Source organism: Fodinibius salinus (assembly GCF_008124865.1).
Lineage (GTDB): Bacteria > Bacteroidota > Rhodothermia > Balneolales > Balneolaceae > Fodinibius > Fodinibius salinus.
Genome location: NZ_VNHY01000002.1, coordinates 904,842 through 919,091, shown reverse-complemented (window position 1 = coordinate 919,091; position 14,250 = coordinate 904,842). Strand labels below are relative to the sequence as shown.

14 protein-coding genes and 1 tRNA gene are annotated in these 14,250 nt (G+C 41.4%); 13 read left to right on the top strand and 2 right to left on the bottom strand.

Translation table 11 applies throughout. The features are described from left to right. Nucleotides 1-268 precede the first annotated feature (268 nt). The 11 genes from dnaA (at nucleotide 269) to msrA (ending at nucleotide 6,429) form a co-directional block, all read left to right on the top strand. On the top strand, nucleotides 269-1,720 hold the full coding sequence (gene dnaA / locus LX73_RS08970; RefSeq protein WP_148899126.1) for a chromosomal replication initiator protein DnaA: 1,452 nt from the start codon (nucleotides 269-271) through the stop codon (nucleotides 1,718-1,720). Nucleotide 1,721: 1 nt separating this feature from the next. Continuing rightward, a complete protein-coding gene (gene folB, locus LX73_RS08965; RefSeq protein ID WP_170245644.1) occupies nucleotides 1,722-2,084 on the top strand; it encodes a dihydroneopterin aldolase in 363 nt (120 codons plus the stop codon). After that, nucleotides 2,069-2,557, top strand: coding sequence for a 2-amino-4-hydroxy-6-hydroxymethyldihydropteridine diphosphokinase (gene folK, locus LX73_RS08960; protein ID WP_148899124.1), 489 nt, complete (start codon nucleotides 2,069-2,071; stop codon nucleotides 2,555-2,557). The genes folB and folK overlap by 16 nt, the downstream gene beginning before the upstream one ends. Nucleotides 2,558-2,559: 2 nt before the next feature. After that, nucleotides 2,560-3,210, top strand: coding sequence for a deoxynucleoside kinase (locus LX73_RS08955; protein ID WP_148899123.1), 651 nt, complete (start codon nucleotides 2,560-2,562; stop codon nucleotides 3,208-3,210). Further along, complete coding sequence (locus tag LX73_RS08950; RefSeq protein ID WP_148899122.1) at nucleotides 3,210-3,470, top strand: hypothetical protein; 261 nt, start codon at nucleotides 3,210-3,212, stop codon at nucleotides 3,468-3,470. Before LX73_RS08955 ends, LX73_RS08950 begins: the two co-directional genes overlap by 1 nt. Before the next feature lie 88 nt (nucleotides 3,471-3,558). After that, nucleotides 3,559-4,104, top strand: coding sequence for a tetratricopeptide repeat protein (locus LX73_RS08945; protein WP_148899121.1), 546 nt, complete (start codon nucleotides 3,559-3,561; stop codon nucleotides 4,102-4,104). Nucleotides 4,105-4,189: 85 nt separating this feature from the next. Beyond that, nucleotides 4,190-4,274, top strand: a tRNA-Leu gene (locus LX73_RS08940). A gap of 57 nt (nucleotides 4,275-4,331) precedes the next feature. Further along, on the top strand, nucleotides 4,332-4,670 hold the full coding sequence (locus LX73_RS08935; protein WP_148899120.1) for a tRNA-binding protein: 339 nt from the start codon (nucleotides 4,332-4,334) through the stop codon (nucleotides 4,668-4,670). A gap of 144 nt (nucleotides 4,671-4,814) precedes the next feature. After that, entirely contained in the window at nucleotides 4,815-5,294 is a 480-nt protein-coding gene (locus tag LX73_RS08930; RefSeq protein ID WP_148899119.1) for an OsmC family protein, read from the top strand. A gap of 51 nt (nucleotides 5,295-5,345) precedes the next feature. Beyond that, nucleotides 5,346-5,789 (top strand): DUF1801 domain-containing protein, encoded by a 444-nt coding sequence (locus tag LX73_RS08925; RefSeq protein WP_148899118.1) that lies wholly within the window; start codon nucleotides 5,346-5,348, stop codon nucleotides 5,787-5,789. A gap of 82 nt (nucleotides 5,790-5,871) precedes the next feature. Continuing rightward, entirely contained in the window at nucleotides 5,872-6,429 is a 558-nt protein-coding gene (gene msrA, locus LX73_RS08920; RefSeq protein WP_148899117.1) for a peptide-methionine (S)-S-oxide reductase MsrA, read from the top strand. Nucleotides 6,430-6,451: 22 nt separating this feature from the next. On the opposite strand, the gene LX73_RS08915 is transcribed toward msrA, so the two are convergent. Continuing rightward, a complete protein-coding gene (locus LX73_RS08915; RefSeq protein ID WP_148899116.1) occupies nucleotides 6,452-9,601 on the bottom strand; it encodes a PAS domain S-box protein in 3,150 nt (1,049 codons plus the stop codon). A gap of 254 nt (nucleotides 9,602-9,855) precedes the next feature. On the opposite strand from LX73_RS08915, the gene LX73_RS08910 reads away from it, so the two are divergent. Together LX73_RS08910 and LX73_RS08905 are read left to right on the top strand one after the other, a co-directional pair. Further along, the gene (locus tag LX73_RS08910; RefSeq protein WP_148899115.1) at nucleotides 9,856-10,401 is read left to right on the top strand and encodes a DUF2911 domain-containing protein; all 546 of its coding nucleotides are present in this window, start codon (nucleotides 9,856-9,858) and stop codon (nucleotides 10,399-10,401) included. Nucleotides 10,402-10,425: 24 nt separating this feature from the next. Beyond that, complete coding sequence (locus LX73_RS08905) at nucleotides 10,426-11,424, top strand: DMT family transporter (RefSeq protein WP_170245642.1); 999 nt, start codon at nucleotides 10,426-10,428, stop codon at nucleotides 11,422-11,424. Nucleotides 11,425-11,730: 306 nt separating this feature from the next. On the opposite strand, the gene LX73_RS08900 is transcribed toward LX73_RS08905, so the two are convergent. Then, a complete protein-coding gene (locus LX73_RS08900; protein ID WP_246138209.1) occupies nucleotides 11,731-14,169 on the bottom strand; it encodes a TonB-dependent receptor in 2,439 nt (812 codons plus the stop codon). Nucleotides 14,170-14,250: the final 81 nt, after the last annotated feature.

Sequence of the window (14,250 nt, the reverse complement as noted above, 5' to 3'; positions counted from 1 at the left end):
TGAAATCTGTGTTAGGAGAGTATTATGTACTGTCAAGGGTCATTTGATAGAAATATGGATAACTAGCTAACTTACTGCAGGACAAGAGGTTAGGCTGTTTAGTAAAATGTGGATAACTTTTGTTAACCTGTCGAATATTTTTTTGACATCAGCCTTCGAAATTATCATCTTCGTTTCACGCCAGTGAGAAACAGCGTATCGAAGGTGTGGATAACTACACTATTCTAAGTGCATCTAATTTTATAATTTTAGAGGAGGTAATGGGACGTTGAGTACAATTTCTGCCGATGCTGCGTGGGAGCAATGCTTAGAAATTATCAAGGATAATATTAGCTACCAGAAGTATAAGTCTTGGTTTGAACCTATTGAACCAATTAAAGTTGAGGAGAATACTCTCACCATACAGGTTCCGAGTCAATTTTGGTACGAGTGGCTTGAAGAGCATTATTATGGAATGCTCCGATCTACACTCGCAAAAGTTTTAGGAGAAGACGGCAAACTGGAATATTCAGTAGTTCTGGAAAAATCAGATAATGAAACAGAAAATAAATCTGTCCGGCTCCCCCAGCAACCTATGCCCCCCGACGATAATCAACCGCAAGACGTGAACGGATACTCAGAATATAGCCCCGGTAAAATTGAAAACCCTTTTGTGATTCCGGGTATCCAAAAAACAAAGATTGACTCCAATCTCAACTCTAGCTATGTCTTTGATCGCTACATTGAAGGAGACTGCAATCGACTGGCGCGGTCGGCAGCGATGGCTATCGCAGAAAACCCGGGAAGTAACTCGTTCAATCCCTTTTTCATTTATGGGGGGACGGGACTCGGCAAAACCCACCTCATCCAGAGCATTGGGAACAAAGTAAAAAAAGAACACGGTGATGATCTGGCAGTGCTATATATATCGTCAGAAAGTTTTACCAATGAATTTGTACAGGCTATCCGTAATAACCGGGCCAGCGAATTTACAATGTTCTATCGGCAAATTGATGTGCTTATCGTTGATGATATCCAATTTTTTAGCGGCAAGGAGAAAACACAGGAGGAATTTTTTCATATTTTTAATGCCCTTCATCAGGATGGGAAACAAATTGTACTAAGCAGTGATCGCGCACCCAAAGAGATTCCTGATATCGAAGAACGACTTATTTCTCGATTTAGCTGGGGACTTAGTGCTGATCTGCAGGTTCCTGAGTACGAAACACGCTATGCCATCCTGGAACGAAAAGCCAACGACAACGGTATTGAGCTGAATCATGATGTGCTTGAGTTTATCGCTCATAATTTTAAATCAAATGTGCGGGATCTCGAAGGAGCCATTATCAAGTTACTAGCCTTTGCCTCCCTGCAGCATGTAGATGAAATTGAGCCCCAGATGGCCAAGCGTGTGCTGAAGGATATGATCCAAGAATCACAATCATCAATCTCTATTGAGCAAATTCAAAATTATGTGTGCGATTATTTTGGTATTGATACCAATAAAGTACGCGAAAAAACGCGTAAGCAAGAGATTGTAGAAGCCCGGCAAATAGCCATGTATTTGGCTAAACAATTTACCGATTCCAGCTTAAAAACAATAGGACTACACTTTGGCGGACGTGATCACTCAACCGTTATCCATGCTATCTCTACCGTTGAAGAACGCATGCAAACAACGGCTAAGCACGAGCGTATTGTTGAGGAACTCCATCAAAAAATTGAGGTATCAACACTATAAGATGGAAACCCTAACGCTCAAAGGCCTCCACTTTCACGCCCTCCACGGATACTATGAGGAGGAACGCAAAAACGGAAATAATTTTGAAGTGGATCTCATCTTTTCTGCCCATCTTCGTGAAGCCGGCAGCTCAGACGAGCTGGATAAAACAATTGACTACCAACAGGCTGAAAAAATTGTCCATTCCGTAATGGAAGGGCCATCTGTAAAACTCATTGAGACGCTGGCCAAAAAAATAGGTGACAAGCTTTTTGCAACATTTGATCAGACCCACCAACTCGAGGTAAAAGTACGTAAGATCAGTCCTCCCCTACAAACCAAAACCGACCATTCCGAAATTTGCATGACATGGCAACGGCAGTAGTAGCACTGGGTTCTAATGTAGGCAACCGGCAACAGCATCTTACTGATGCAAAAGAATTTCTGACGGATATTTCCGAGTCCTCATTTCAAAAATCATCAATTTATATTACCGAACCCGTAGGCCCCTCAGATCGGGACTTTTATAATGCTGTCGTTCAGATCACAGTATCCAAAGATCCCGCTCCGCTTATTCAAGCATTTAAAAATTTTGAGCAAGCACATGGGCGATCAGCTGACCAACCGCGGTGGAGTGCCCGCACCATCGACCTCGATATTATTTCGTACGGTCACTTGGTGATTAAAACGGATAATCTTATAATTCCCCATCCTGAATATCACAAGCGATTATTTGTACTAGAACCACTAAAAGAACTTATACCCGACTGGAAGGATCCCAAAACAAAGACGCCTATCGACATGCTTATTAATGAGGCTGCCAATTTACGAGTTGAAAAAACTGATCTGCACTGGTAACCATGGAGAACCAATTTGAATTTATTGCAATAGAAGGTGTTATAGGCGTTGGTAAAACCTCGTTGGCCAAGCTGTTAACTGAACGTCGAAATGCCCGTCTTGTACTTGAAGAGTTTGATGAAAACCCGTTTTTACCCAAGTTTTATGAAGACCGCGAACGGTATGCTTTTCCTACACAGATGTCCTTTTTGGCCAGCCGCTTTAAGCAACAACAAAAAATGCTGAGCAAAGACTTGTTCCAGCAGATGACCATTTCTGATTATATCTTCGAAAAGGACCGTATTTTTGCGCGGCTTAACCTGCAGGATGATGAACTTGCCCTCTACGATTCTATTTTTAATATCATGACGGGGATATCTGCCAAGCCCGATCTGGTCATTTACCTACAGTCAAATGTTGATCGCCTGATGCAAAATATCCGAGAACGCGATCGGGAGTATGAGCGGCATATTTCTCGTTCATACCTGCAGGATCTCAGTGATGCTTACAATCATTTTTTCCATCACTACAATAAATCCCCCCTGATGACCATTAATACTTCTGAGATTGATTTCGTTAGTAATAAAAAACACTTAGATTATATAGAAGAGCAAATTTTTGAACAACCGGTACGCGGTAACACCCACATTCATATCATTCCCAACGATCAGTAATGTTTTTACGCACGCTTTTATTTTTAGTAGTTATGTATTTTCTGGTGAAGATCATCAGTCGTCTGTTTTTGCCGTCTGATAACACGAGTAAAAACCAGCGGAAGGCTAACTTTTTTTACCGTAACTTTCAGCAGTTTTCTCAACAACAGCAACAAGACCAGCAGAATAATAACCAGTCGCAAAACTTTGAAGAAATTGAAGAAGCCGAATTTGAGGACATCACCGACGAAGAAAATTCCTCTTCCAAAATGTCTGACTAAGATCACAGTTTTGCTTATCTTTACTGTTATTATTGATCGCAATAAAACATCCTACATTTAAAACTAACGAGAAAAGCAGTTATAACGCATGAATTTTGAAGAACAGCTTGAAGAAGGATTAGCCCTTTTGCATGAAGGTGATTATGATCATGCCCTCGACATATCGCATCAGCTACAGAAAATGGATTCTGAATCCGCCGATGGATATCACTTGGAGGGGATGGTATTTCAAAAGCTGAACCAGTGGGAAAAAAGTATTACAGCCCTGGATAAAGCTATTGAACGTGAAGATCAAAAAAGTGGCTTCTACAATCTTCGCGGATTTGCCAACCTGCAGCTAGAAAATATGGACGAGTCCATCAAGGATATTGACAAAGCTATAGAACTTGATGATTCTGCAGCTGCTCACCGTAATAAGGTGTTGCATATGATTATGAATGATCAGGGAGATGAAGCTATCACTTACCTTCTGGATCGCATCAAGCAGAATCCCAAGGATGTAGAAAATTGGATTTTGATGGGCGACCTGATGCAGCGAGCCGGGCAAGAGGCTAAAGCAAAAACCTATTACGAGCAGGCCAACAAGATGGCGCCAGAAAATGAGTATGTACAGGATCAACTTGCTGAGATGTAATATCCTAGACCGTATTATTCATCTGAATGATATTCGTTTTTTGGGGATTAAATCGTATATTCGAAACCTCTAAAAATTGACCTTTGCCCTGGTGGCGGAATTGGTAGACGCGCTGGCTTGAGGGGTCAGTTCTCATTATGGGAGTGCTGGTTCGACTCCAGTCCAGGGCACACAAACCCTTGTAAGTCTATGGCTTGCAAGGGTTTTTATATAAATTCACAAGTTTTATGGATACCATAAGTTGGGAGCAGTTTCAAGCCGTTGATCTACGGGTCGGAACTATTATTGAAGCGGACAAATTCCCTGAAGCGCGAAAGCCTGCCTATAAGCTAACAGTCAATTTTGGGGATGAAATTGGCATCAAGAAAAGCAGTGCGCAAATTACCGAGCATTATACTACCGAAGATCTTGTGGGGAAGCAGGTAATTGGAGTCGTAAATCTACCGGACAAACAGATTGGTCCCTTTATGTCGGAATGCTTGGTAACGGGTTTTTATGATGAAAATGAAGATGTAATTCTGGCTACCCCGGAAGACAAGTTACCCAACGGCAAAAAGCTCTGCTAACCAAATACTTTTAATCAACCCGGATGCGGCTTTTAGATGATTCCCTGCAATAAAAGAATTCTGTACGTTTTTACTCGGTAATATTATATTTCGCCCTTAGGGGATACAATCAACGACTCTTGTCTAAAAAGATTAGGTAGCATTATGAGTACACATCAGGCAAAAATTACATGGCAGCGAAAAACGGAGGCTTCCTTTGTTGATCAAAACTACTCACGCAAGCATCAGTGGATATTTAATGAAGGACTAACCGTTCCCGCCGCCGCCTCTGCTGAGGTAGTCCCCGAGCATTTGACCGATGGACATGCTCTGGACCCCGAAGAAGCTTTTGTAGCATCACTCGCAAGCTGCCACATGCTTTGGTTCCTGTCGATAGCTGCAGATGCAGGATATGTTATCAATCGCTATTCTGATGAGGCCGAAGGACAAATGGGAAAAAATAAAGAAGGAAAATTAGCCATCACAAATGTTACATTACAACCAAGCGTACGCTTCCAGGAAAACAAAAAACCTGACGCAAAGACTTTTGAAAGTTTACATCACCGAGCCCATGAGCGCTGTTATATCGCTCATTCGGTAAAAACGGAGATATCAATTAATGCAAACATGGATAGATCTTCTTAACTTTGGGGCTATTTACAAAATGATCATTCAATTTTAACTATACTTCGCATTATGGCAAAAAGTACTGCAGAAACTGTTGAAGAGTATATTCAAGAACTTCCTGAATTTCGCCGGGAGACAATCGAAAAAATACGAGAGTTGATCCTTAACAACCTTCCTGATGGCTATGAGGAAACAATGAACTGGGGCATGATCAGCTATGAAATACCTCTCGAAACCTATCCCGATACCTACAACAATCAGCCGCTTAACTACTTGGGGCTTGCTGCGCAAAAAAAACACAATGCGCTGTATTTGATGTCAGTTTATCAGGATGAAGAACTGCAAGACTGGTTGGAAGAACAGTTTGAGGAAGCCAACAAGCCCATGGATATGGGGCGATCCTGCTTGCGTTTCCAAAATATTAATGACCTTCCGCTTGATGCCATCGCTACAATTATTGCCAAACATACACCCGAAGATTTTATTGCCGCATACGAAGAAACGCGAAAGTAATAATATGTGAGGTCGTAAAGCACAGTATAGCAATGTACTGCTGACTTGGCACAAGTAAAATTGATCCAAATCCTATAAATGTATGGATAACCAAAATCTGGAACAAGCAACTTTGGGTGCCGGCTGTTTTTGGTGTGTTGAAGCAGTATTCCAACAGCTAAAGGGCGTAACATCGGTAGTGCCCGGCTATGCCGGCGGACAAGTTCAAAACCCCACTTATAAACAAGTTTGCTCTGGAAAGACAGGCCACGCCGAAGTAGCGCGTATCACTTTTAATCCCGATGTTATTTCATACAAGCAGCTACTCACTGTTTTTTGGCACACGCACAATCCTACTACTAAAAACCGACAGGGTGCCGATGTGGGCACCCAATATCGCTCGGTTATTTTTTATCATAATCAACAGCAAAAGAAAGTGGCGATACGGTTACTGGATGAGACAGATAATTCCAATCTTTGGGATGATCCCATTGTTACGGATATTGAAGCCCTTTCTAATTTTTCTGAAGCAGAAGATCATCATCACAACTACTACAAAAGCAATCCTAATGCCGGGTACTGCTCAGCTGTTATTGCTCCAAAATTGCGAAAGCTGCACAACAAATTTCCAGATCTTCTTAAAAAAGAAATGACGGAATAAGCTCATGAAGTTACTGTAATACTTATGACTCCGGACCTGTAGTGGGTTCTTCAATCTCAAAGCTAAGTTCCAGACAAGTACCATTGTCATTTTTAAAGTGCCCCTTGGCTCCCAGCTGATTTATAAAGTTTTGAACCAGCGTCATCCCCAAACTATCAACATTTTCTTCCGCAAAATCGTCCGGCAGCCCTTTTCCGTTATCTCTGATTTCGGCATGAAGCTCATCTCCTTCCCTGCTTATGTCAATCTTAATTTTTCCTTCTGTCTGATCTTCAAACGCATATTTATATGAATTGGTAACTATCTCATTCACCAAAAGCGCAAAGGGGACAGCCTGTCCAGTATTTAGATGAATATCATCAATGCTTTTCGATATAGTAACTTCCTTATCCATCTTATTGGTTTTGCTAATTGTTTCAACAAGATCCCCGATATATGCCTCACACGATACCCCCGACAATGTCTGAGAGTTATATATTTTTTCGTGAATTAAACCAATCGTTTGAATTCTGCTTTCACTTTCTTCGAGTGTAGCCCGTACTTCTGGATTCTCGGTTTCATACAATTGAAGCTGAATGAGCCCCGTAACTACCGCTAAATTATTCTTTATACGATGATGAACTTCTTTAAGCAGCATCTTCTTTTCTTCAAGGGATTTCTGAAGCTCCTTCTCATACGTTTTCTGCTCAGAAATATCGATATACATGCCAAAAGCAGCAATGGGGGTCCCATCCACATAAACCGGTATAGGCGCCACATAAACATCTATAAGTTCTCCATCCTTTGTTAACCGCTGTGACTCTATATGAAACTTCTTTTCAATAAATTCTTCATCTAAAAACTGGGGAGCTTCTTCCATGCGCTGTTCGGGCACCAGTTCCTCATCTACATCCTTACCTACTATTTCTTCTTCCTCGTAGCCAAAAAGTTGTTCAAAACTTTCGTTTACATCTTGAATATTATTGTCTGGATCCACCATTACTATGGCCGCCGGGGCTTTTAAAAACAAATTCCGGAAAAGCTCTTCGCTCTTCTTGAGCTGTTCCCGAGCCTTCTTTTGCTCCGAAATATCCTGTCCTACCCCAACAAGATATTCATCGCCACCTCTGGAAAAAAGCCTACCGGTAAAGTAGTATGGAGTTTTTGAACCATCTTTAGCTACGATTTCTGCCTCTAATTCGGACTGGCCTATCTCATAAACCTCTTTTATTTTTTTATCAACCTGTTCAAATTCTTCTTTATCAAAGACATCAACTGGTCCTATAGACTTCAACTCTTCCGAAGAATAGCCCAACAGGTCTTCCAAATTTTGATTCCACCGATGGAATTTACTGTCAGAATTAATCATATAGAATATACCAGGCATACTTTCAATCAGCGCATCGTTAAATCGTTTTTCATCAAGAAGTGCTTTTTCGGTCTCCTTTTGCTGCGTAATGTCAATACCAACACACAAAAAATATTCTTGCTGATCCAATTCTATATAATGTCCCCTCCAATAATACGGAATAGCATTGCCCGACTTTGTTTGTAAACGAAGCTCCCGCCCTTTGTCATTATTATGATTTTTGACACGCTCTGTTCCTTCTTTCAGTTCTTCGTGATCTTCAGGAATCACAAGGTCAAAAACATTGAGCTGACTAAACTCCTCTGTACTGTAACCGGTATATTCCTCAGCATTGTGATTCCATTGCTCGAACTCAAAGTCCTCGTCCATTAACAAATAAATGCTGGGCAGGCTGTCTAATATTGCTTCAGTATAGTTTTGTTGTTGAACTAACGATTTTTCAATCTTTTTTCGCTTTTCATGGGCTGAAATAATATTTGCTGCTGTTTTTAAAAACTGAATCTCATTATTCTTCCATGAACGCTTGTTCTTTATATCCGCAAAACCAACATAACCATACCACTCTTCTTCTATTCGTATCGGAATGGCCAAAACTGATTTTACTCCCTGAGCACCAAGAATTTCTCGTTCTGTTTCAGGTAAATCCTCGATATCTGTGTTAATGATATTACCACTGGACAACTGCTTATGCCACCATGGTATTTCTGAATAGGCAAGCTGTGTAGATGTATCAGTTTTAGTATTTGGAATGACCCCATCTGCACAAGCTTCTACAGCCAGTCGTATGCGCAACTCACCGCCAGCCTTAAAATTTTTATAGAGATATACACGATCGGCATTGGTAACTTCACGCATAATCTCCAAGGTTTCTTTTAGCGCTTTAGGAGAAGAACTTTCCAGCAGCAAGCTCGAACATTCGGATATTGCCTGTTCGTACGAAAGTCGCTGCTGGATATTCGTTTCCGCTCGCCGCCGTTCTTCAATTTCACTGCGTAACTCTTGCGTATGCTGCGCTACCCGTTCGTCAAGCTCCTGATTAATTTTTTCCTTCTTGTCAAGATAAGCCAGGTTATCGGAAATATCTATAATAGTACCATTCACTTGGGTTTCTTTACCATTAGTTAAGCATTTGGCATACACTTCGGCCCAATAAAATTCACCATCAGCAGTAGCAATACGAAAAACCTTTTCTGCAGTTCCTTGGTTTTTGATAAGCGATTGAAAAAAACTTTTAATGCTTTCGCGATCTTCTGGGTGTACATAATTCCAAAAAGCCGTACCCATACAATCATCTATCGAGTAACCCGTCCGTTCGGTCCAAGAGCTATTTAATAATGTAATATTTCCATCGCTATCCAACGAATAGGCAATATCATTAATGTGATTGACAATAGACTGATATTTTCGCTGGCTTTCTTTTAGTGCTAATTCTGCTTTCTTTCGCTCGGTAATGTCAATAGATGATCCATAAACCACCTCATTACCGTTGGAATCTTCGGCAAGGGTAAGCTCATCCCGTAACCAAATATAAACACCATCTTTTCGCTTAAACCGATATTCATTGATAATGCTTATACCTTGGGACATTACTTCTTCGAATCCCTCAAAGACAGCTGTCTTATCATCGGGGTGAATACGATCAGACCACCCATTCTCCCGCTCTAATAGATAGGAAGTAGAAAAACCTAAAATGTTTTTTGCACTTTCGCTTACTGAAACTAAAGGAAATTCATCAGTAGAGGCACAGGCAAATAAAATAACTGTTCCTCTATTTAAAATTTTACCTGTTCCATCAGAAAACGAATAGCGATTGTTTTCACTCATGATATTATATTGTATGACTCTAACGCTATTCTAACCCCCATTGTTAGTTATTAAATATTAAAAAAAAATACCATAATCTAATTCTCATAATGTAATAGTTTGTTATACTGATGCTATGTCATGATTTATAAGCGGAGTTATTCTCAAAACGACATAGCCACTGCTTAAACAAAGATTATAAATAAACGAAAAAACAATATTTTTAGTTACACTAACTTGCTAAATAAATAAACCCTAAATAAATCGACGGTGTTATGAAGTCAGTTCAAACATATCTTAAAATCACGGCATTTGCTTTTTTGGGAGTTATGCTTTTTACCAGCTTGGGTACTGCTCAAGATCGCGGAAATAAAAAAGCACGAACAAGTCCGAATGCATCTGTCAGCCAGACAATCGGAACTACTCAGGTTTCTATTACCTATGGGCGCCCCTCTGTTAATGAACGTGAAGTTTTTGGTGGATTAGAAGCCTATGGTGAGGTTTGGCGAACGGGAGCTAATGAATCTACGGCTATTACTTTTTCGGATGATGTAATGATTGAAGGAAAAAAAGTAGAAGCCGGTACTTATTCACTTTATACTATTCCACGCAAAGATACATGGACTATAATCCTCAATTCTAAATTGTCATGGGGCACGCAATATGATAAAAGTAAGGATGTACTGCGTGTTAAAGTTCCTTCTAAAGAAGCGTCGCACATGGAACAATTTTTAATTTCTTTCCATAACGTTACCAACAGTTCGGCGGAATGTGTGCTTCACTGGAAGAATACTAAGGTTCCGTTCACAATCGAAGTATAGAATTTAAGCAATATTGCAAATTCGTTGAACAATAATACCTTTTCCCGGGGTGGGACACTCTCCCATCACGGGATCCTTATATTTTTTGTTTTTCTCTGGGGTGCTAATTTCATTCTAGCAGAAATTGCCCTTCTGGAGATGTCTCCCATATCATTTAGCGTATCACGGTTTGCTATGGGCGGGATTGCTATGTTTTTGGTAATGTACCTGCAATATCGTTCGGAATGCCGCCAAACTAATAATAAAATTTCCTTTTTACCTCAGATAAAAAAAGAAGACTGGCCAAGACTATTATTTATCTCGGTCATTGGTGCGACGCTGGCTCCCTGGCTTGGTATTGAGGGGTTAGGACTAACCCACGGCGCACGGGCATCACTTTGGCTGGCTCTGGGCCCTGCGGTGAGCACGGGATTTGGTTATATGTTTAGCACCGAAGAAATGGGAGGCTATGGTTACTTAGGCGTCGTTCTAGCTGTTGTGGGCACAATTATCTTAGCTTGGGATGGATTACAACCTGAGCAGGGATATTGGTTAGGAGATGCTATTTTAATTATTGCACTTATCCTTACCGTTATTGAACTGCACCTTATTAAACCCCTAGCTAATAAATACGGTTCCGTACCCATTGTCGCTCTTCGTACTGCCATTGGCGGTACGTTATATATCCTCATTGCCTCTCCTGATCTTATTGTTGTGTCTTGGAAATCACTTGGACTATGGACCTGGATTGCCATCATTGCCGGCGGTGCTATTGGCGTGGGCGTTGGCCAATGGGTAAAGGTACGAGCCCTTAAAAAACTTGGTCCTACACAGGTGGTACTTTATGGTAATATGGTGCCCATTGCAGCCTTGTTTATTGCCTGGCTCAGTATTGGCGAAAACCCGTCCCGGCTGGAGATTATATCCGCCGTATTCATTATTACCGGCGCCATTTTTATACAAGTAATAGACGACCGAGCCAGTACAGATGAAAAAGAAATATCAAATGATGAAGATGTGCGATTCTTTACCAATGCAGAATAATTGTAGCTTTTCAAGTTGGAATTTTGATGTCAGTTTGGTAGAAGTTTCAGGCATGCCCCAGAATGCATAAATCTTTTATTTGCTATATAAACAACCAGCGAAAAATCAGTAGCCGGTTATTGCCCGATTGCAATTTTCTTCCCCGATATGCATAAAATCCCATCCGCTTCTAATTCTGCTTTATCCGTTAAGAATTAACCTTAACAGCTGCGTCAAGCTTCCACACTTTAGAGCTATACATTACAAAAAGAAAGGGCCGACTTTCCAGCCGACCCTTTCTAAATCACGATGTTTATACATATCTATCTAGAAGTTAAACGAGAGCTGTAGCAAAAAATTGCGTCCGGCCTGCGGATAATAATAATTGCTGTATTCTTTTTGTCCTCCGGAAATATATCCAAAGGTATATCCATCGGACTCATACATCTCATTAAGCATATTATTAACCACAAACGTTATTTTAATAGCTTGTAACGACGGTACCGTCTCCCAGTTGTATCTTATACGCAAATTATTTACAACATACGGATCAAGCGACCGGCTTTTGGTCTGTGTATTATCCAAGTATTGTCGAGAAACATACTTTGCTGACCACTGAGCTGACAAGCCTCTCTTAGAAAATTGAAGCATAGTATTTGCAACAACATCCGGAGAAAAAGAGATGTTAGTATCTGTATAAACATTCGTCTCTTGTGATCCAGTATCATAATTATCGACATACTGCGTATATTGCTCAATTTTATTGCGGCTGAAGGTTGCATTGGCCGACCATTCCAGACTTGGCAACAGCTGTGCTCCAGCCTGTAGCTCTATACCTGCACGATAACTACTGGGCACATTCTGCCGCACGTTGGATCCCACATCATTAATTTCGCCGGTTAAGATAAGCTGGTCCTGATAATTCATATAGTAGAAATTCGCTCCCACTGAAAACCAATCAAAAGATCCTTTATATCCGGCTTCCCAGTCGTAAAGGGTTTCATGCGACGGACGATTTTCGGGAGTAGAATCCACATATTCGTCGCGTGTGGGCTCTTTGTTCGCCACGCTGAATGACGCATAGGCCCGATGGCGCTGATTAATATTATACGTCAACCCGGCTTTGGGATTAAAGAAAGTGAGACGATCTTTTTGTTGTACATCCACAATCTGTTGACCACCACCCTGAGCCGGCTGTCGATCTTTACCCAAGAATTCGTACGTAATATGACGAATCTGGGCATCTGCATAGGCAGTGAGCCCATCGATAATTTGATAGCTGGCTTTGATATAGGAATTAAAATCTGTCTTCAACGCATTGTTCTGATAGTATCGTTTATCAGCATTAGTATCTCCGGCAAAACGCGCCCAGACAACCTCTCCAAAATGGTCACCGTCATATTCATTATATCCGCCGCCGAGTGTGAGTGACCAACGGTCCGAGGGCACATATTCAGTTGAAAAGACAGCGCCGTAAAAGTGATTGTCGAGCCAAAGCTGTCGCACCAAATCACTTTTCTGAATAGTAGTATCCGGCAGCTGGATATCACTGATGCTGTACTGTGTCAGGTCCTGGGATTCTTGGTATTCTTCGTAATAACCGCGCCCATAAGTATAATGCAATGACCCCCGAGCATCCCAGTTATCGGTAAACTGATAAGAGTAATGCAGCTGATAATGATCCTGCTGGTAATTGTCCGTCTGATTATCATAATACTTCGTATTCCCGCTTTCATCGGTATAGGCTCCTGCGGGATTATAGGTTCTATTGCCATTCTGCAGCCGGCTTTCGGATACACCATACCACGCTTGGTAGGTTTTCTCTTTTCCTGAAAAGACATCTGCACGCAACAAGCTGCGATCACCATGCCTAGCCGCCGACAGATAAAATGATTTCAGATCTGAAGAAGCCCGGTCAATATATCCATCTGATTCTATCTTCGAGAGTCGTCCCTCAAACTGCCAGCCGTTATCCATCAATCCGGAACCCAGCATTACATTAGCTTTGCGGGTGTTAAATGATCCAATAGCTGTATTTACTTCTCCATAGGCCTCGGATTTCATTTCCGACGTTTGAATATTCATCGTTGCTCCAAAAGCGGCAGCTCCATTGGTGGATGTGCCAGCTCCTCGCTGCACCTGTATATTTTCAACTGAAGAAGCTAAATCAGGCATATTCACCCAGAATACACCATGCGATTCGGCATCATTAATGGGAATACCGTTAACCGTCACATTAATGCGACCCTGATCGACACCGCGGATACGCATAGAGGTATAGCCGATGCCTGCTCCGGCATCTGATGTGGTAGTAACCGAAGGACTGCTCCCAATCATATAGGGCATGTCCTGACCCAGATTTTTCTGTTCAATACTGGCTTTGCTGATATTTTCATAAGCCATGGGCGTAGCTTTATCTACGCGAAGTGCCTTCACAAATACCTCATTACTCATCATAGTAGAAGGTGTGAGCGTGATAGTTAACGAGCTTTCAGCTCCGTCAAGCCGAACGATTTTAGCTTTATAGCCAACAAACGTCACTTTTATTTTTTGAGGCGCATCATCGGTAAGCGTCAGTGAAAATGATCCATTCTCATCCGTCGAAACACCATTTGATGTTTGCAACTGGATAATATTAGCCCCGGCCAGCGTTTTGCCGGTCTGCCCGTCTGTTACAGTTCCGCTTATTGTTTGGGCAAAGAGCATAGTACTCATTGCCATGAAAAAACACAGAATGGCTGTGCTTCGAATAATCTTAAAAAACATAAGTTCCTCCGTCTTATTAGATTTATAAGAGCGGGAGATGAACTTGCAAGAAATGCTGATCAATCCGGCAGCAAGGATAAA